This is a genomic window from uncultured Alistipes sp., assembly GCF_963931675.1.
In the GTDB taxonomy this organism is placed as follows: Bacteria; Bacteroidota; Bacteroidia; order Bacteroidales; family Rikenellaceae; genus Alistipes.
On record NZ_OZ007039.1, the window covers coordinates 1340024 to 1360603 of the forward strand.

General features: G+C 54.3%; 10 protein-coding genes. 9 read left to right on the top strand and 1 reads right to left on the bottom strand.

What is annotated here, in order from left to right:
- Positions 1–7: 7 nt before the first annotated feature.
- The gene (locus ABGT65_RS05780; RefSeq protein WP_346700478.1) at positions 8–2470 is read right to left on the bottom strand and encodes a glycoside hydrolase family 3 C-terminal domain-containing protein; all 2463 of its coding nucleotides are present in this window, start codon (positions 2468–2470) and stop codon (positions 8–10) included.
- A 104-nt stretch (positions 2471–2574) separates the two neighbouring features.
- Here ABGT65_RS05780 and ABGT65_RS05785 point away from each other — a divergent pair, with 104 nt between their 5' ends.
- From ABGT65_RS05785 to ABGT65_RS05825, 9 genes are all read left to right on the top strand, one after another.
- Positions 2575–2727 (top strand): hypothetical protein, encoded by a 153-nt coding sequence (locus tag ABGT65_RS05785; RefSeq protein WP_346700480.1) that lies wholly within the window; start codon positions 2575–2577, stop codon positions 2725–2727.
- A 132-nt stretch (positions 2728–2859) separates the two neighbouring features.
- A complete protein-coding gene (locus ABGT65_RS05790; protein WP_346700482.1) occupies positions 2860–5988 on the top strand; it encodes a TonB-dependent receptor in 3129 nt (1042 codons plus the stop codon).
- Positions 5989–6007: 19 nt separating this feature from the next.
- Positions 6008–8014, top strand: coding sequence for a RagB/SusD family nutrient uptake outer membrane protein (locus tag ABGT65_RS05795; RefSeq protein WP_346700484.1), 2007 nt, complete (start codon positions 6008–6010; stop codon positions 8012–8014).
- Between the two features lie 22 nt (positions 8015–8036).
- A complete protein-coding gene (locus tag ABGT65_RS05800; protein ID WP_346700485.1) occupies positions 8037–9509 on the top strand; it encodes a BT_3987 domain-containing protein in 1473 nt (490 codons plus the stop codon).
- A gap of 59 nt (positions 9510–9568) precedes the next feature.
- Positions 9569–10633 (top strand): family 43 glycosylhydrolase, encoded by a 1065-nt coding sequence (locus ABGT65_RS05805; RefSeq protein ID WP_346700487.1) that lies wholly within the window; start codon positions 9569–9571, stop codon positions 10631–10633.
- A gap of 23 nt (positions 10634–10656) precedes the next feature.
- Positions 10657–11982, top strand: coding sequence for a phosphodiester glycosidase family protein (locus ABGT65_RS05810; protein WP_346700489.1), 1326 nt, complete (start codon positions 10657–10659; stop codon positions 11980–11982).
- Positions 11983–12258: 276 nt separating this feature from the next.
- On the top strand, positions 12259–16248 hold the full coding sequence (locus ABGT65_RS05815; RefSeq protein ID WP_346700490.1) for a two-component regulator propeller domain-containing protein: 3990 nt from the start codon (positions 12259–12261) through the stop codon (positions 16246–16248).
- Positions 16249–16371: 123 nt separating this feature from the next.
- Positions 16372–19533 (top strand): glycoside hydrolase family 2 TIM barrel-domain containing protein, encoded by a 3162-nt coding sequence (locus ABGT65_RS05820; protein WP_346700492.1) that lies wholly within the window; start codon positions 16372–16374, stop codon positions 19531–19533.
- Entirely contained in the window at positions 19530–20552 is a 1023-nt protein-coding gene (locus ABGT65_RS05825; RefSeq protein WP_346700494.1) for a glycoside hydrolase family 43 protein, read from the top strand. Before ABGT65_RS05820 ends, ABGT65_RS05825 begins: the two co-directional genes overlap by 4 nt.
- Positions 20553–20580: the final 28 nt, after the last annotated feature.

The following is a 20580-nucleotide window of genomic DNA, read 5'->3' on the forward strand; positions in this document are numbered from 1 at the left end:
TTCCTATTCAGTGTTTGATGTATATCGTATCTTTCAATCGGATATCACGCGACGACGCGCCCACCGAAATCGTAAATTCACCCGGTTCGATGCGAAACTCGTGACGGTTTATATCGTAATAGGCGAAGGCATTGCCGTCAAGCGCAATCTCCACACGTTTGCATTCTCCCGGAGCCAAAGCAATGCGCTCATAGCCTTTCAACTCCTTCTCAGGACGCGGCACGCTCGCCGTGCAGTCGCCGACATAAACCTGCGGCGTTTCCGTACCGGCACGTTTTCCCGTATTCTTTACGGTAAAAGAGACTTTCCAGCCGTCGCCCGCAGGCGTCAATTCGAGATTGCCGTATTCGAACGTCGTATAGCTCAGTCCGTAACCGAAAGGGTACATCGGTTCAGTACCGTTGCGGTCATGGCCGCGGTAGCCTGTGAAAACGCCCTCGTCGTAGCTGATACGCCGAAGCGGACTGTTCTGAAACAGGAAAACATTCGGATAGTAGCTTCCGAAAGTCGGGTTCTCCTCCGCACGCCGCTCTATACTGATGGGCAGACGACCGCTCGGGTTCGTGCGGCCCGTGAGGATGTCGGCGACAGCCGTACCTCCCTCCTGCCCCGGATACCATGCCAACAGTACGGCACGCGCCTTGTCGGCAACGGGCGCATAGTCTATGCCTCCGCCGGCGTTGACGACCACGACGAGATTGGGATTCAGAGCCGCAGCCGCAGCAATCTCGTTCAGTTGACTTTCGGGCAGCGAGAACGGACGGTCGAAATTTTCACTTTCGGTCGTTTTGTCGAACCCTGCACAATAGACTACGGCATCCGCTGCCGCAAGCATCCGCTTTTGTTCCGTGGGCGAGTAGCCCGCATATTGCAACTTTATTTCCGCCGTGCGCACATTGTCATAGAATTCGAGCCGGAGGTTATAGGTGCGGCCTGCCTCGACATCCATTTCCGCCGACAGGGTCGAAACCCCGTGGTCGGACCAGTGCCCCAACACCTCCTCATCGTCGACAAAGAGACGGTAGCCGTCGTCGCCGCTGACCGTAAAGACAGCACGTTCCGACTTCGAAGGACGGAACACGCCCGTCCAGCGGGCCGAAAAATGGTCTTCGGGAAGCCCCTCGGCAGGAGCCCCCGCCCAAAAGAAATCCACGCCCGAATCGGCCGTCGTAACAACGGCAGGCCCCTGCAAATCCCTGTTGGCGTAAAACTCGCCGCGCAGCCCCGGCTTCCCGTCCGGTGTGAAGAACAGGCCCGATGATGCCAGTTCGGATGTCGCCGCAGGGATAAGGCAGGTTGTCCTGAAACCCTTCTCTGCCTGCAGCCCCTGCGCAATCGTAACAAACTCGAAGGGAGAACCCTCACCCGAACCGCCGCCCATCGGGAGTTTTGCGGCGTTCGGCCCCAGGACGATCACTTTGCGTATCCTGCGCCCGAACGGGAGCAATCCGTCGTTTTTCAGCAATACCATCGAATTGCGGGCCACCTCCAACGCCGTAGCATCCGACTCCGGATCACGCTCCGGAATCGACGGGTCCTTCTGCTCCCGGTCCAGAAAGCCGAAAGCTATGAGCGTCTGCAAAATATGCCGGCATTTCCCGTCGATCGTCTCCTCGGTGACGACACCCGTTGCAAGGAGTTTTTCCAGATTCTCCGGATTCATATACCGTGCGCCCGGCATTTCGAGGTCCAGCCCGTTGTTCGCCGGACCGGCGACCGAATAGGTCGCATCCCAGTCCGACATGAAGATGCCTTCGAAGCCCCACCGTTCGCGCAGAACGCCGACGACAAGGTCGCGGTTCTCGGTCATGTGCTGTCCGTTCACGAGGTTGTAACTCGACATCACGGCGCCGACCCCGGCCTCTTCGACCGCCTTGCGGAACGTCGGAAGATAGATTTCATGCAGCGTCCGCTCGTCGATGTCCGACGATACGTGGTGGCGGTCGTATTCCTGGTTGTTGCCGCAAAAATGCTTGACCGTAGCCATAACGCCCTCGCCCTGCACTCCTTTTATATATTCGGCAGCCGTTTCCGATGCCAGATACGGATCTTCGCCGTAATACTCGAAATTGCGGCCGCACAGCGGCGAGCGGTAGATGTTTACGCCCGGCCCCAATAGGATATGGACACCGCGGGCCCGGCAGTCACGCCCCAACGAGCGGCCGTAGGCACGCGCAAGGTCCCGGTCCCACGTAGAAGCCAGGGCGACACCGCACGGATAGAGCGTGCTGCGCGTATCGTTGCGCACGCACTGCGGGCCGTCGGCCATCCGGATCGCGGGAATGCCCAGACGCGGGACCGGACGAATATAGAAGCCGTCGCAACCCCCGATATAGGCGAGTTTTTCCTCCAAAGTCATGCGGGAAACCAACTCCGCGGCTCGTGCCTTGGCTTCCGGAGTGATTGCCTGTCCGAAAAGAGCGGAAGAGATCCCGAAAATAAAGATTGAGAGCAAACAAAGATATTTCATGCGGACAATTATTTTACTGGAAACAAAAATACAGGTAATATTCGCTCCTCACTTTAAGAAATAATGCAAAACCATTAAGAAATCTTGCAAAAATCGCTTGCCGCATGGTCGAAAAATGGATGGCCGCGGAGATGAAACAGGCGGGCAGGCCATTCAAAAAAAAGTCCAAAGGCGGGATTGGCTATTCCTTTACAGCCCGCAATCCATCCGTAATTTTGCAAGATTTCTTTATCATCTTGCAAGATTTCTTTAAGTAGGCTACAGCACAAAATCCTAATTTTGTATCATCAAAATTGTAAAGACCCAAAAACGATTTTATGCCTATGATGAACCCAAGAAAATGAATCACCGGAAAATTCTTTATCGACAATCAACTCAAACTTTTTTCTATGAATCTTAAACATCTACTATTTGCCGGTCTGATATGCGCTTTGAGCGGCATGCTCACGACCGCATCTGCCAATTCTGTGAGGGGGGGGGTACAAAATGACGCCCAGCAGTCGGAGAAACGCACTGTAACGGGAACCGTCGTCGATGCGACCACCGGCGAACCGATCATCGGAGCCACGATCATTGAAAAAGGCTCGACAACCAATGGTACGACATCGGATTATACGGGTGCATTCAGCATAAAACTGCCCCGGGGTGCGCAACTCGACGTTTCCTATGTAGGTTATAAAACCCGCACGGTCGATGTAGGGGCCCTGGGTGTCGTCGATGTGGAACTCGATCCCGACGATGCGCTCGAAGCCGTTGTCGTAGTCGGTGCCGGCACCCAGAAAAAAATCTCCGTGACAGGTTCCGTGGCTGCGATCGCCGGAGATGATCTGCGCTTTCCGTCCTCATCGCTCACGTCGGGACTGGCGGGCAAACTGGCCGGCGTGATTTCGATGGCCAAGTCAGGTGCTCCGGGCGAAACCACGGATTTCTACATCCGCGGCGTCGGGACTTTCGGAGGCCGCGCCACGCCGCTTATCCTTTTGGACGACATCGAAATATCGGCTTCCGATCTGAACAAGATTCCTGCTGAAACGATCGAAAACTTCACGATTCTCAAGGATGCATCCGCAACGGCCATTTACGGCGTACGCGGTGCCAACGGCGTGATGATCGTCACGACGAAGAAAGGCCAGGAGAACACCCGGGCCAAGATCGGTGTGACCATCGAGAACTCATTCGTCCAGCCCACCCACATGATCGAATATGCCGACGGAGCTACCTGGATGGATGTCTATAACAAAGCCTATATGGCCCGCGGCGGCACAACGCCGATCTATTCTGCGGAGGTTATCGAATATACGCGCAGCGGCAAATATCCCTACGCCTATCCCGACGTCGACTGGCAGGACCTGCTGTTCAAGAATTTCAACATGAACCAGCGCGCCAACGTCAACATCCAGGGCGGCGGCAACCGGGCGACGTATTACATGAGCCTGAACGTCAGCCACGATTCAGGAATTATCGATGCGCCGAAAGACTACATCTTCAACAACAACCTGAATCGCTTCGACTACAATTTCCAGAACAACATCTCCTACAAACTTTCAAAGTCGACAACGCTCGATCTGCGTCTGAACGCCCAGATTAACGAAATCTCGGGTGTAGGTGAAAATGTCAACGACCTTTTCTCGTATGCAATTCAGGCCAATCCCGTTACTTACCCGGCATTTTACCCTTCGCAGGAGGGAGATGACCATATCCGTTTCGGTAACGCGATCAAAACGGGAAAGACCATGTATGTGAATCCCTATGCCGCAATGCTTGACGACCACAGCATCGTCAAGGAGAACAAGCTCAACGTTTCGCTGAATCTGGACCAGCAACTCGACTTCATCACCAAAGGCCTGTCGGTCAAGGGACTTGTAAACTGGAGCACCTACTCATGGACGAAATTCTCCCAGTCCATGACTCCCTATTATTATACGCTGGACAAACAGTCGTACGACACGGCCTATCCGGATTTCTACAATCTGCAGCAATTGCAGACCGGGGATGAATACATTCAGGAAAGCTACTCAGAGCCATGGACCGAACAGACTTTCTATTTCGATGCACGCCTTATGTACAATCGCCGTTTCGGACGTCATACCGTAAGCGGTCTCTTGATGTACATGATGCGCGACTATCGCCCTCAAAAGTCGCTTTCGCAGCGTAATCAGGGACTTTCGGGCCGTGTGACCTACGACTTCGACCAGCGTTATTTCGCTGAATTCAACTTCGGCTACAACGGAACGGAGCGTCTGGCCGCCAAAGACCGTTTCGAGTTCTTCCCCGCCATGTCGCTGGGCTGGGCAGTCAGCAGCGAAAAATTCTGGGAGCCGGTCCGCAAATATGTCGACTTCTTCAAAATCCGCGGTTCCTACGGTCTTGTCGGCAGCGATGGATTCAACGACGATGAAGGACGCCGGCACTTCCTCTATCTGAATTCCATCAACCTGTATGACGGTGATGCCCAATCTTCATTCGGGCAATCTACCAAGCAAGGCTATGATTATTACGGACCTACCATCACTGTTTATGCGACACCCGACGCATCATGGGAACGAGTGAAAAAGCTCGATATCGGTGTCGACATTTCACTTTTCCGCCAGCTGAATATTACCTTCGACTATTTCTGTGACAAGCGCGACAGAATCTTCATGGCCCGGGGTTCATGGCCCGATATTATGGGTTACCAAAACGTAGCGCCGTGGGGGCAGGTCGGACGTGCCGAGAATGAAGGTTACGAGTTGAGTGTCAACTGGAACAAACAGATAGGAAAGGATTGGGCCGTAGACTTGCGTTTCAATTTCTCCTACAACCGGAACAAATACACCAACTACGACGACCCCGACTATGCCTATACGTGGCAGAGCCATGTCGGTCGTCCGCTGGACGGCTACTGCTGGTATGGCTACGTCGCCGATGGACTCTTCTCGTCGCAGGAGGAGATCGACAACCATGCCACGCAGCTCGTGGGCGGAACCCCTATGGTCGGCGATATCAAATATCGGGATCTTAACGGCGATGGGGTCATCAACAGCGATGACCAGTGCGTTATCTCGGACTATGGTACGACACCCCGTATTCAATACGGTATCGGACTGAACCTGCGCTGGCGCAAATGGGATCTTGGTCTCTTCTTTAATGGTTCGGGCATGCGCACGCAGATGCTCAATCGTTACTCTGCAATGGATCCCTTCGGCGCCGATCTGCACAACCTCACGCAGTTCGTGGCCGACAACTACTGGTCGGAGGAAAATCCGAATCCCCATGCGAAATATCCGCGTTTGGGCACCAACGAGAACGACATCTCGAATAATACGGGAGTCTGGAGCACTTATTGGATGCGCAATGCTCGATTCTTACGCTTCAAAACCCTGGAGGTGGGCTATTCGTTCAAATACGGCCGCGTCTATGTCAACGGCGACAACCTCGCCGTCTGGAGTCCTTGGGACTTCTGCGACCCGGAGTTGGCAGAGTGGGTGAAATATCCTTTCCAGCGAACTTTCACGCTCGGATTGCAACTTAAATTTTAACTTAAATTGAGATAACAACATGAGAACCTCGAATATAATCGGTATTGCGGCATCGGCTCTGTTTCTGGCGGGCTGCGAGTTCCTCGATGTCGTGCCGGCCAAGCGTGCCGACTTCGAAGACGCGATGAAAAACAAGGATGCAGTGGAAAACTGGATCTACGGCCGCGGCTATCATGAGATCCAGTGGCAGAATCCCTTTTACTACTGGACGATTGAACAAACCACCGACGACTTCGTTTTGCCGGAAGGACAGGCTCAGGATGAAGCCCGTGTAAATAATTACCTTATGTCGCACGGTATGATAACGAGCGGCAATGTTCCCGATACATGGTGGGCTTTGTACGGAGCAATCGGTTATATCAACCTCTTTGAGCAGCAGCTTGAGGAGCAGAATCCCTCCTTCCTCACCGAGGCGGACAAATCGCTCTACCGGGCGCACGCCAAATTTCTGAAAGCCTACTATTATCTCCGTATTCTGCAAAAGTTCGGTCCGATGGCCATTGTCGAGCGTTATGCCGATCCATCGACCGATAAGAGCTCTTTTCCCGGGCGTTCGCATTTCGACTACTGCGTGGAATATATCTGCAAGTTGCTCGACGACGCATGCGCGGACGGCGGTCTGCCCGTTGCGAATTACAATGAACAGTCGGGCTACGGAAAGGGCAATCAGGTGATTTGCGCTGCGTTGAAATCGCGTCTGCGGCTGCTGGCTGCTTCACCCTTGTGGAACGGATCGTTCCCTTTTCCACAGTGGCAGAACACGAATTTCGAGACACCGGGTTATGGCAAGGAACTGGTAAGTTACACATTCGACATCGAGAAATGGCGTAAGGCCAAGATGGCGGCGCAAGAGGCTATCGATATTGCCGAAGCCAACGGACGCCACTTGGTAACCATGAGCGAAATGGAAACGATGGCCGCAGCCGATAAGATCTCGACGACCGAGGCCGCCTATTGGATTCCGGGCCTCGACACTTCGACTCCCGAAGGCTTGGAGTTTTATAAGCGTGTGCTGCTGATGCGTTACGCCATGGCTTCGGACGAAACAATGGGCAACCATGAACTGATTTGGACCGTTTTAGGCAGAGGCCAATGGTATCTGACGACCAAGTCTCATGTTTGGGGCTCGCTGCCGCGCCGCATCATCAAGAAAAACGACGGGAACTGGCAGTATTGCTATTCGCATATCAACCCGACTTTGGAAACCGTCGAGGCCTTCTATACTAAAAACGGCAAACTGCCCAAAAACGACCCTGATTTTACACCCCAGTCCGACTGGCTGAAATCCGCCAATCTGGAGCGTCCCGAGGTTATCAACCTCAATGTGAATCGTGAACCGCGCTTCTATGCATGGATCAATTTCGACGGCTGCGACATCGGCCCTTATCTGGTAGCCGGGAAGCCTCTGCGGCTCGACCTGCGCAGCTACGAGGCCTGCGGATATTCGCCCGACTATGCTCAGGGCGACCTTCCGCAGACGGGCTACCTGAACAACAAGTTCATTGCCCCGGCCGAGCGTTACGATTACGATGGCTCCTATACCGACTTCGACTATCCTACGCCGCTCATTCGTCTCAACGAGATGTATCTCAACCTGGCCGAGGCGTGTGCCGAGCTCTATATGAACGGGGATGGCAGTGAACTTCAGAACGCTCTCGATGCCGTGAACGTTATTCGCGAGCGTGCCGGCATTCCCCTGCTGACGCCTGCCGACTGCGGCGACGGAGAGGGCCAGATGTCGATCCGCGACTGGGTCCGCAATGAACGCCGTATCGAACTCTATGCCGAAGGATATCGCTATTATGACCTGCGCCGCTGGTGTATCGCAGCGGAACATCTCTCAGCCGGCTGCCGTACAGGGCTCGACTGTTTCGTATCGAAGCGTGTGAATCCCACGATCGAGGAGTTCAATACCCGGGTGACCGTTGATGGCAATTACCAATGGTTCGACCGTATGTACCTGCTTCCACTCGCGGCAGACGAGGTCTATTCCAATCCACAAATGGTACAGGCTCCGGGATATTAACCGATAAACAGTGAATTATAGCATGAAACGACATATCAAACAGTTCTGGCTGCCGGTGCTCGCGGTGCTGGCGGCCGCCTGCTCGGATTTCGACTTGCAGGATCAGTTCGACGCCAAATTCCATAAGGTGGTCGGCGTTGCCGAAAACGCTTTTCAGTCCGATGACGTGCAGTCGTTCTACGACCTCGGCGTTGGCGCCAATGTACGGTTTCACATCAGCCGCGGCGGCAGCGATCCTTCGCTGACGGCCATGGTGTCGCTGACACCCATGACCGCCGAGGAGATTGCCGAATACACCACCTATTACACGGCGCTGCCGGCCGAATACTTCACCCTGCCTGAATCGGTCACTTTCGCACCGGGCGAAGAGCGGAAAGCCGTTGACGTGAACTTGACAGGCGATCAGATCGCAGCGCTCAAACGCGCTCTTGACGAGCGCGAGCCCGATGCGCTGCCTTATGCATTGGCTGTTAAACTCTCCTCTGAAGACGGCACGACGGTCAAAAGCGACAAAGCGTATTTCATACGTCCCGTTATCGTGAACGACACGCCCGATTTCACCATAGGCTCGGAGGATCATACCTATAAAGCCACCGACGAGGAAACGATTCTCTTCTTCAAACGGGGTGAAACGGAATTGACTGTCGACATGGCTCTTGCGGCGGCACTTCCTGTGGATGTGAAAGCCACGGTGGAGATCGACGAAACGCTGCTCGACGCCTTCAACACCGCCCACGGCACCCACACCAAGGCCATCGTGAACATGGAGCGAACCGAGCTTGAATACCCGGCCGGCACGACCTCGGTCGGTGTGAAACTCACGGCCGACGACAGCGGTTTCGACCGTAAAGAGGACGTGGTCGTTCCGCTGCTCGTGAAACTCGACTACCTGGGTATCGAACGGAAAGTTTTCGTCGTCTTCGGCAACGCTATTCCGTTGAGCAAGGAGATGATTCGGTTCGCAGACGGCAAAGCCAACGACTGGTCGTTAGGCACTTTCCCCGACAATCTGATCGACGGCGACCGCGAAACATGGATCACGACCGGCGGCAACAACAATAACTGGTGGTCCACCGGAGACAAAGACTACGGGCAGAGTCTCATCATAGATTTGGGTGAGAGTTACAACCAATTCTGCCTGCGCTACCAAACCCGCACTTCGCTCCAAACGCTTTCGCAGGGCTTCTACGACACAGTGACACAGGATGGACGCGCCCGTCCGCACGAGATCGGTCTGGGCGTCGGTTCCGACGGCAACGCCTGGACATTCCTCGGCAAAACGCTCGTGGCGGATTACATGACTGCTCCCGACGACTGGACTTCCAAAGTTTACGAGTTGGACGAGGCCGCCCGTTACATCCGCTTCGGCATTGTCCGCACGTGGGAGCCCGACCCGAACAACGAGCAAAAGATGATCTACCCCGGTGATGCCGGATGGTGGAGCGAGTTGAGCGAACTCTATATCTACGACGGGAAACGCAAGTTCTTCGAATAGCTCATTCGGTGTGCCGGAACGGCCACGGGTCGTCCGGCGCACCTTTTTTCCGAATCATCATGTCCCATAGAAAGCATCTTGCGACTTTCACGCTTCTCGCGCTTGGCTTCGGCCTTTTCCCTGCCTGTTCGCAAGGCAACCGCAGCTGGTCGCCTTCGGATAATGGCACGGTAAAGACCTATACGAATCCCGTGATCGGCCAGGACGGTCCCGACCCTACGGTATTGCGCGATGCGGATGGCACGTTCTGGCTCTACAATACGGCCGACCTGCTCTCGATCTGGCATTCGGACGATCTGGTGACGTGGCAGCGCGCAGGCTCGGCGTTCACCGAGCAGACGCGTCCTGCGGAATCGCGTTACGGTTACGGCAAGGCTGCCCTCTGGGCCCCCGAAATCCGCATCATCCGGGGCAAATACGTCCTCTTCTTCTCGATGTGGTGGGGCGACGTGGGAACCTACGACGGACATTCCGTAGCATACGCTGTCGCAGATGCTCCGAGCGGCCCTTTCGCATTCCGCGGGCAGATCATAAACAGCGATCCGGACTATCCGCCGTTCTACGGTACGTATCACTCTATCGACCAGTTCTACCTCGAAGACGGGGGCAAGCCCTATCTCTTCTGGGGCAGTTTCCGCGGTATCTATGCAGCGGAACTCGACATCGATGAAGAACTGAACATCGCCGTGAAGCCCGAAACGCTCGTACAGGTAGCAGGTAGCGCCTACGAAGGTTCGTGCGTTTACAGGCGCGGAGCGTATTACTACCTCTTCGCCTCGGTGGGCGACTGGACCGGAGGCATGTCGAGCACCTACCGTACCGTCGTGGGACGCTCGAAGAATCTCTTCGGCCCTTATGTCGACCGGCAGGGCGGACGGATGCTCGACAACTGCCACGAAGTGCTTATCTCGGGCGACGACCGTTTCGCCGGAACGGGACACAACTCCAACATCATCGAGGATGACAAGGGACAGACTTGGATGTTCTACCATGCCTACGACTCCACGGCGCCCGACAAAGGACGGCAGACGATGCTCGACCGCGTGTATTGGGACGACGAAGGATGGCCGGTCGTTTATAACGGTCATCCCTCCAAAGTGTTCGGAGTACCAACGATTGAATAAACAAAATCACAGAAAACAAGACCATGAAGAAATATCTATTGCTAATCAGCACAGCCATTCTGGCCTCCTGTTCGCAGGGCAACCGCGACTGGGAACCCGACCGAAGCAATTCGTGCCAGATCATTATTTCCGGCGATCCTGCCATCTTCGAATGTGCCGTTGCCGTGCCTTACAGGATCACGAACGAAGCCGCAAGCAAAATGAGCGCCCACGGTTTATGCTGGAACACCTCGGGGAGTCCGACGCTCGACGACAATTTCGCGCCCGGGCCCAATATGCCTGAAGACGGAGGTGACATCCGGCAATATATCTCCGGCGCCGATCTCGACAACGGTCAAACCTATTATTTTCGCGCTTATGTAACTGCAAACGGGGTGACGCAGTATTCGCAGGAGGTTTCGGCGAAGTTCGGCAGTCCGGCACTCGATCCCATCGAACTGGAATGGACACGCCGGTCGGAAACTACGCTGCCTGCCGGTATCGAGGTGTACGAAACAACCTCACAGCTCGACGGGCATGAGTTCCAGGCTTGGTATGCCATTGCCGACTGTACGAACGACATCGAATTGCGCATGCAGAAACCTGACGGCAATGCGCAGCGTCTCGCAGATCAATTCACCGATGACTGCTACGTCCTGCTCAACGGCGGGTATTTCGATTTCAACACGTCGGCTCACGACGGAATTTTCATTGCCGACGGAATCTCTGTCGGCACGATCTCCGCGCAATGCGGCGATTGGGGCGGCGGTCCTGCCAAAGATTACTGGTACAACGTAACGCGCAGCATCTTCGGGGTAGATGCCGACGGTCATCCTGCATTCTACTGGGTAGGAACTGCCGGAACGGGCCAGAACCATTTCTATGACCGTCCTATGACTTCTGTCCGCTACGAGGCGCAATATCCCGCACCCGACGAAAACTGCCCCTCGGCACCTGTGGCATGGACGCCCCGTTATGCCTTGAGCTGCGGCCCGATGCTGCTCAAGGACGGCCGGTTGATGGTCGGTTCCGATCTGGACAAGGATCGGTACCCCGTCACGGATTGGGAGATGTGGGACTGGGCGCTCGCATCGGCCGATTACTGCCGTGCGCAGAGCGCTGTAGGCTGCACAACCGACGGCCGAATCGTACTCTTCACCTGCGGACTGAACAGCGATTACGGACCTGCCAGCGGCGGTGCGACGCTCAAACAAGTCGCTGCGATTCTGAAAGGGCTGGGCTGCGTCGATGCCATGAAGCTCGACGGCGGCGGATCGTCCGGTATGCGCCTTTCGGATGGAACAGACTCTTCGGTTTCGACACGCGCTGTCGTCACAACGCTCGGTTTCTTTAGAAGAGCCGAACAATAAATTACGGTTTCCGTTCCCAACCGTCTTCGAGAAAATCTCGAAGACGGTTTTCCTTTCCAACAGACGACATTGCGATTCAAATGAAGACGCCCGATTCGATAAACCGCTCCGCATCGAAGTTTTTGATGTTGATTTTGCAGGATTTTTTAACCATTTCGCAAGATTTTTTAAGGTCTTCTACGGTACAAAAAACTATTTTTGTATCATCGGGGGTTCATAAATACAGGAGCGACAAACAGAATTACTAAAAAACAATATCTTCCAATAAGAATACACATGAAATTCCGAATACTCGTCCTGCTGTCTGTATTGTTGCCGTTCTTGGTCTCAGCCGAAGAGAAACAGCCTGCTTTCCGGTCTCTGAATGCTGATGACGGACTGACGCACAATGCGGTTCTGGCGATTCTGCAGGATCGTACGGGATTCATGTGGTTCGGAACGAAGGATGGACTGAATCGTTACGACGGCACCGAAATACGTATCATAGCCGTGGAGGATGCCATTCCGGGTAACAATTACATCACGACATTGTGTGAAGACGGCGACGGGCGCATCTGGATGGGAACCGATGCCGGAGTTTGTATCTATGACCCCGGTACGGAACGTGCCCATCGCTTTCTGGAGCGGAGTGATGACGGCAGCACGATTTCAGGCAGCATTCCGAACATCGTTATGGCTCCCGACAGCACGATATGGATCTGCGGTGGAAATCAGGGTTTCTTTCGCTATGATCCTGCAATACGGAAACTGACACATATTGTAACGGATAAAACCGGGAAACGGACTTATACGGCCCGCAACATCTGTTTCACGCCACAGGGAATAGCCTGCATTGCCCTCGACGACGGAAACATCTACCTTTCGGAAGACGGGCTCGAAAGCGTGGCGCCGCTTTTCTCCGGAGATGCAACGGAAGCCTTTCGCGATATCTTCATCAACCGGCTCGTATCGGGCACTTTCAACCGGATTTATGTCTGCTCCTCACGGGGATTGTTCGAGGTAAATCTGGCACAAAGACAATTCAGAAAAATCACCCTGCCGCATAGCAACGATTACGTGCGCGATATACACGTCGTAGGGCAAAACGAAATTTGGGTCGCCACAGAATCCTGTCTTGAAATTCTCGATGGGAACATGCAGGAGTCGGCATCATTCCAAGCCGATTATAACATTCCCTATGCTTTGCAAAGCAATGCGCTCTACTGCCTGTGCAAAGACAATGAGGGCGGTATGTGGGTTGGGACCTATTTTACCGGGGTAGCCTACTCACGAGCCGGCAATTCCACCTCCGTACGGCGGTATTATGCGAGCTCCGACGAACGCGGGTTAGGCCGTTACATCCGTGAGATCGTTGCGGACGAAGACGGGGATCTGTGGATAGGGACCGAATCGAGAGGACTTTTCCGCTTCCATCCATCGAACGGAGAGATCGAGTCGATTCCCGGCAGGGAACTCTACGAGCATGGCCTTTACAGCAACGTGCATGGCCTGTGTTGCGACGGAGAGTACATCTGGGCGGGAACGTATGAACAGAGCCGGAGCCTGGTACGGATCCATCGCGGGACCCTTGCTTCGAAAAGTTATCCCAGCGCCGGCAAAGAGATCTACACGATTTGCAAAACCGCAGACGGGAATTTGTGGCTCGGCACGACTTCCGGACTGAAACGTTATGACCTTGCAACGGATCGTTTTATTGCCGATACGGCTGTTCGGAGTCATATCCATCATCTCAAAGAGGATTCGGCCGGGAACCTTTGGGCCGCGACCTATTCCGACGGGCTCTACAAATACGATGCACTGAAAGACAGTTGGCAACATTTCGTTTACAATGAACAGGATACGACCTCTTTGGCCGCTAATAAGGTCTTAAGTGTTTTCGAAGACAGCCGCATGCAACTTTGGATTACGACCGAAGGCGGAGGTCTTTGCCGCTATGTTCCCGACCGCAATGTATTCGTCCGTTACAAAAGGTTCCTGCCGTTCGATACCTGTTACCGCATCGAAGAGGATGCGCAGGGAATGTTTTGGATCACATCGAACAAGGGTTTGATACGTTTCGATGCTGCGAACCGCAGTTATTTTGTTTTCACCACCGACGACGGACTGTTAAACAATCAATTCAATTATTCGTCGCTCTGTAAGAGCTCAGAGGGCCGTATCTATGCCGGCAGCAACGACGGATTCATATCTTTCGCTCCTGCGGAACTGCAACCTCACGACGAGGCTTCTCCCATTGTGTTGACGGACTTTATGCTTTACAATCAGAGCGTCAGTGTAGACAGCGACTCCTCGCCGCTGAAAAGGAGTATTACGCAACTCGACCGTCTTCTTCTTGCTTCGGATGAGAACTCTTTTTCGCTGCGCGTAACAGCCATCAATTATCAGTCGCCTCACGAAGTACGCATGCGTTATCGGCTCGAAGGATTCGACACGGAATGGAATCGGGTACTCAACAATACGATCACCTATTCCAATCTGCCTTATCGTACCTACCGACTTGTCGTTGAAGGGCTTAGTGGCAACGGTGAACCCAACGGTGCGGTGCGCACGCTCGAAATCCGCATACGGCCGCCGTTTTATCTGTCGCGCTTTGCACAAATATGCTATGTCCTGTTCGTACTCGCCGTGATCGTGCTCCTGTACAAGATTGCAGCACGCCGCGCTTTGCGCGAACGCGAACGGGCGATCGAAAAAATCGAACGTCAGAAAGAGCATGAACTTTATGTCTCGAAGTTCGATTTTTTCACGAATGTGGCCCATGAAATACGCACGCCGCTGTCATTGATACGGGGTCCTTTGGAAGATCTTGCAGAACGGACGAAAGACAAACTCGACCCCGAGGCCAAGGAGGATATAGACACGATGGTCCGCAATACCGACCGCCTGGCGACACTCATCAATCAGCTGCTCGACTTCCGCAAGGCCGAGCGGCAGGGATTCAAGCTTCATCCCGTCGAATGCGACGTCCGGGAGGTAATCGAGAATATTTGCATACGGTTTGTAATCATGGCCCGGCAAAAACATATCGCCCTGACTTTCGACCTCCCGGCAGAAAGGCAGCATGCCGCAGTAGACAGAGAGGCGCTTACGAAAATCGTCAGCAATCTGCTTTCCAATGCCTTGAAATACGCGCAGACATATGCACGGCTGGAGATGGTCATAGCCGGGGATCAGGAAAATTTCCGAATCACGGTAACCAACGACGGGACAGTCGTGCCGGAGCAGATGCGGGAGCAGATATTTTTGCCGTTCATGCAGTACCGGGACGGCAAGCATCTGATAGCGGGGACCGGGATCGGCCTGACACTCGCACGTACGCTGGCGACACAGCACGGCGGGACGTTACGTATGGATGACGACTTGTCCGTAAACCGTTTTGTCCTTACGATCCCCATCGAACACATCACGCCCGATATGCAGTCCGAGATTCCCGAGTCCCCGGCCACTGCAGACAGCGCAGAAGAGGGGGAGTTGCAGCAGAATGGTGCTGCAGCAAAGCCTTCGGTCCTGATTGTCGAGGACGACCCGGAAATGCGGACTTTCATTGCACGGCATTTATCCGCCACTTACGAGACTGTTGCCGCAGATAACGGCTGTCAGGCATTGGAAAAACTCGCAAAAAAATCGTTCGACCTGATTCTGAGCGATGTGATGATGCCCGAAATGGACGGATTCGAATTATGCCGCCGTATCAAATCCGACTTGCAGTTCAGCCATATTCCCGTGCTGCTGTTGACCGCCAAAACGGACATGGCGTCGAAAGTCGAAGGACTGGGTACCGGAGCGGACGCCTACATCGAAAAGCCCTTCTCGCTGGAGTATCTGCGAGCCAGTATCTCTACGCTGCTTTCCAACCGGGAGCTGGTACGCCGCCACTTCCTCGAATCGCCGCTGGTCAAATCCGAAACGTTGACTTATTCGAAAACCGACGAGGATTTCATGCGCAAGTTGGATGAATACATCATGCACCGTATGGAACAGGCGGATCTGTCGGTCGATGACATAGCTGACGAAATGTGCATGAGCAGTTCGAACCTGTTTCGGAAACTCAAGGGCATCATCGGGAAGAATCCCAATGAATACCTGCGTATCAAACGGCTGAAAAGGGCTGCGGAGCTGCTTCAGCAGGACAAGTACAGCATTACGGATATCAGCCTGCTGGTGGGTTTCCGCTCTCCGACCTATTTTTCCTCGTGCTTCAAGAAACAATTCGGAATCACCCCTACGGAATTTCTTGAGGGAGGGGGTGGCGCTACAATCCGATGAAGGGTGATCCTTGCGGCATTGCAAGTGTCGATTTGCAAGATTTTTTTAGCTTCTTGCAGGATTTCTTGAAGTCCGCAAAAGTGAAATGGGGTAACTTTGGGCAGAAATTCAAATTCAGTCAAAATGCCGAAACTACTTTTCTCCTTGCTGGGCATCGGATTCCTGTCGATGGCCTCAGCCCAGACCTTTACCGAATGGCAGGATGCCGGCATCAATGCCGTAAACCGCCTGCCGATGCGGGCAACCAAGTTCGCCTATGAATCCGCCGCAACGGCTGCTGCCGGAGATAAAAGCGCTTCCGGGCGCTTCCTCACGCTCGACGGCACATGGAAATTCTGCTGGACACGTCATGCCGACCAGCGTCCTGCGGACTTTTTTTGTATGGACTACGACGACGGACCCTGGAGCACGATGCCCGTACCGGGTCTGTGGGAGTTGAACGGCTACGGCGATCCGCTGTATGTCAATATCGGCTACCCGTGGCGTGAGCAGTTCGTGAACAATCCGCCCGAAGTGCCTGTCGCCGAGAATCACGTGGGTTCCTACCGCCGATGGATCGACATCCCGGCCGAGTGGTCGGGACAGCAAATCGTCGCTCACTTCGGATCGGCCACGTCGAATTTATACCTGTGGGTCAACGGACGGTTCGTCGGATACAGCGAAGATTCGAAACTGGAGTGCGAGTTCGATATTACGAGATTCGTGAAGCCCGGGAAAAACCTCTTTGCCATGCAGGTTTTCCGCTGGTCGGACGGCACCTACCTTGAAGATCAGGATTTCTTCCGGCTCTCGGGCCTGTCCCGCGAATCGTATCTTTACGCACGTGACAAACGGCATGTCGAGGATATAAGATTAACCCCCGCCCTTTCGGAAAACTACACCCGTGGCACACTCGACGTGGATCTGACTTTTTCTACGGCCGCCAAGGGGTGTACGGCCGAGGTAAGGCTGACGGCTCCGGACGGAGTGCCTGCACTTAACGCCGTGCAGAGGACGAAGGTCACGGGCCCGACGGCACGCTTGTCATTTGACGTCGGGCAAGTAGCGCTTTGGTCTGCCGAAACGCCGGAACTTTATGCTGTAACCGTGACCCTGCAGGATTCTGCCGGAGATACTATCGAGGTCATCCCGTTGCATACGGGTTTCCGCGAGGTGAAGATTGAGGAGGGGCAGTTGCTCGTCAACGGAAAACCCATCCTGCTCAAAGGAGTCAATCGTCACGAAATGGACCCCGACGGCGGATATGTTGTATCGTTGGAGCGCATGATCGAGGACATTCGCATTCTGAAAGAGAACAATTTCAACGCCGTGCGCACATGCCATTACCCGGACGATCCGCGCTGGTACGACCTCTGCGACCGCTACGGCATTTACCTCGTGGCCGAAGCGAACATCGAATCGCACGGCATGGGTTTCGACGAAAAGACGCTGGCCAAAGATCCGGCTTACGCCAAGGCACATCTGGAGCGCAACGAGCGCAATGTCAAACGCAATATCAATCATCCCTCCGTCATCGTGTGGTCTTTGGGCAATGAGGCGGGCGATGGCGCGAATTTCGACGCATGCTATGATTGGGTAAAGGCTTACGATCCCACGCGCCCTGTACAGTATGAACGTGCAGAGGGCGGCCGCAATACCGATATAGTCTGCCCGATGTACTGGACTTATGACCAATGTAACACTTATCTCGAAGATCATGTTTACAAAGGCTGGAAGTCCGGCGATACCTCGTTTGGGGAACGACTGACCAAGCCGTTGATACAATGCGAATACGCGCATGCAATGGGAAATTCGATGGGCGGTTTCGGCGTCTATTGGCAGATGATTCGTAAACACCCTCATTATCAAGGCGGATTCATCTGGGATTTCGTGGATCAGTCCCTGCGTAAAACGGGTAGAAACGGGGCTATGATCTACGGCTACGGCGGTGATTGGAATCCCTACGATGCTTCGGATTTGAATTTCTGCGACAATGGTCTGATCTCCCCCGACCGCGTACCCAATCCCCATATGTACGAGGTGCGCTACTGGCAGCAGCCGCTGTGGACGGAACTTGCTGGAGACAACCGCACGCTCTCGGTGTTCAATGAAAATTTCTTTCGCACCGCAGACAACTGCTACCTACGCTGGACAGTGTTGTGCGACGGGGAAGCGGTGCGCAGTGGCATCGTCGCAGACCTGCACGTCGCCCCGCAGCAGAGCACGACCGTCGTACTGCCGTTCGACATTGCGACACTGCCCGCCGACGGGGAACTGCTGCTCAATGTGGAATATCGCCTTAAGGATTCCGAACCGCTCCTCGAACCCGATCACCGCATCGCCTACGAACAATTTGTGCTGCGCGAAAGCGCCCCGGCAGACCTCTCCGTGCAGGAACGCATGGTCGACCGCTGCAACTCGTTCGGCACGCTTACGGTTCGTGACAATGACCGCAACTATCTCATCGTCGAGAGTCCCGTAATGCGTGTCGACTTTCGCAAGGCGGACGGGCTGATGTCCCGTTACGAAGTCAATGGCCGGGCTTTACTGGACAAAGGGGCCGTGTTGGAACCCAATTTCTGGCGCGCTCCGACCGACAATGACTTCGGGGCGAAGCTCAATGAGGAGAACCGCGTATGGGAACATCCGGGACTGCGACTCTTGAAGCTGGAACACGGACTCGAAAAAGGCGTAGCCATTGTCACGGCGCAATACGACATGGAGAAGACCGGAGCTGTACTGACACTCGAATACCGTCTGAACAACGCCGGAGAAATTACCGTCCGTGAGCGGCTGACCGCCGGTGAGCAAACGGATGTCCCCGACATGATGCGTTTCGGCATGCGTATGCGCATGCCTGCCGCATACGACCGTATCGACTATTATGGACGCGGGCCGTGGGAGAATTATGCCGACCGCAAGGACGCAGCCTTGCTGGGCCGTTACCGCCAGACCGTTGGCGAACAGTTTTATCCCTACATCCGTCCGCAGGAGACTGGCACGAAGAGCGACGTGCGCCGCTGGCGGCAGTCGGACATTACGGGGCGGGGTATCGAGATCATCGCTTCGGAGCCGTTTTCCGCTTCGGCGCTCAACTATTCGCGGGAAGCGTTGGACGAAGGTCTGACAAAAAAACAAGGGCACTCGCAGGAGATAGAACCTGACCGTGCGGTATGGCTCACGATAGACAAAAAACAGTATGGATTGGGCTGCATCGACTCTTGGGGACAACTCACGCAGCCCGAGCACCGGCTTCCGTACAAAGATTATACTTTCGAATTCAAAATCACTCCGTGCATACGATGAAACGATACTCTCTTTTAACACTCTTTCTTGTAGTCATCCAGTATAGTCAAGGTCAATCCTCCGGGAAAAGTTATACCAATCCGATATGTGCTGAAGATGGAAAGGCTTTGCACGTCGCCGATCCGTTCATCTATGAACATGAAGGCACATATTACCTCACGGGAACCGCCGACAGCAACGTGGGGTTCGATTACTACACCTCACGCGATCTGGTGACGTGGAAATTCGGAGGGGCGCTATTTCACCGGACGCCCAATTATCCCGGCACGAGTTGCTTCTGGGCTCCGGAAGTCCGGGAGTACAAAGGCCGGTTTTATCTCACATACAGTTGCTGGTTCGATGAATTCAACCGTCTGATGCCGTGTCTGGCCGTGAGCGATCGTCCTGAGGGACCATTCACCCCACTATACAGTCCATGGTTCGATATAGACGGTCAGGCCATAGACAGCCATATTTTCGTAGACGATGATCCCCGACAGACTCCCTATCTGTTTTACAGCCGCAATGGCAGCCGCGACGGATACGCTTACGGCGAGATATGGGTCGTACGGCTTCAGGACGATCTTTCCGGCTTCGACGGTGAACCACGCCTTATCGGACAGGCGGATCAGCCGTGGGAACTCGTCTGCCGCGACAAGAATCGTTGTAATGAAGGTCCTTTTGTCATCAAATATGAAGGAACCTATTACATGACCTATTCAGGCAACGATACGGGACAGTCTCATTACGGGGTAGGCATAGCGACTGCTCCGCATCCGCTCGGACCATGGGCCAAATACGATGACAATCCGCAGATGATCACTGATTTCAGCAGGGGAATCTCCTCTCCCGGACATAATTCGATCATCACCTCTCCCGATGGAAGCGAACTATTCATCGTCTACCACCGTCATGCAGACCCGTGGCAACCGCGTCCGGCTTTCGACCGCATAGTATGTATCGATCGTATACATTTCGATAAGGCCGGGCGAATGCATATCAGCCAGCCCAGTACGACACCGCAACCCATGCCGCGTTAACCGAGATACACAAAACAACCCGATAGAA

Coding starts and splice junctions, on each gene's coding strand:
- ABGT65_RS05780 (WP_346700478.1), bottom strand. CDS start 2,470: ATGAAATATCTTTGTTTGCTCTCAATCTTTATTTTCGGGATCTCTTCC.
- ABGT65_RS05785 (WP_346700480.1), top strand. CDS start 2,575: ATGGTCGAAAAATGGATGGCCGCGGAGATGAAACAGGCGGGCAGGCCA.
- ABGT65_RS05790 (WP_346700482.1), top strand. CDS start 2,860: ATGAATCTTAAACATCTACTATTTGCCGGTCTGATATGCGCTTTGAGC.
- ABGT65_RS05795 (WP_346700484.1), top strand. CDS start 6,008: ATGAGAACCTCGAATATAATCGGTATTGCGGCATCGGCTCTGTTTCTG.
- ABGT65_RS05800 (WP_346700485.1), top strand. CDS start 8,037: ATGAAACGACATATCAAACAGTTCTGGCTGCCGGTGCTCGCGGTGCTG.
- ABGT65_RS05805 (WP_346700487.1), top strand. CDS start 9,569: ATGTCCCATAGAAAGCATCTTGCGACTTTCACGCTTCTCGCGCTTGGC.
- ABGT65_RS05810 (WP_346700489.1), top strand. CDS start 10,657: ATGAAGAAATATCTATTGCTAATCAGCACAGCCATTCTGGCCTCCTGT.
- ABGT65_RS05815 (WP_346700490.1), top strand. CDS start 12,259: ATGAAATTCCGAATACTCGTCCTGCTGTCTGTATTGTTGCCGTTCTTG.
- ABGT65_RS05820 (WP_346700492.1), top strand. CDS start 16,372: ATGCCGAAACTACTTTTCTCCTTGCTGGGCATCGGATTCCTGTCGATG.
- ABGT65_RS05825 (WP_346700494.1), top strand. CDS start 19,530: ATGAAACGATACTCTCTTTTAACACTCTTTCTTGTAGTCATCCAGTAT.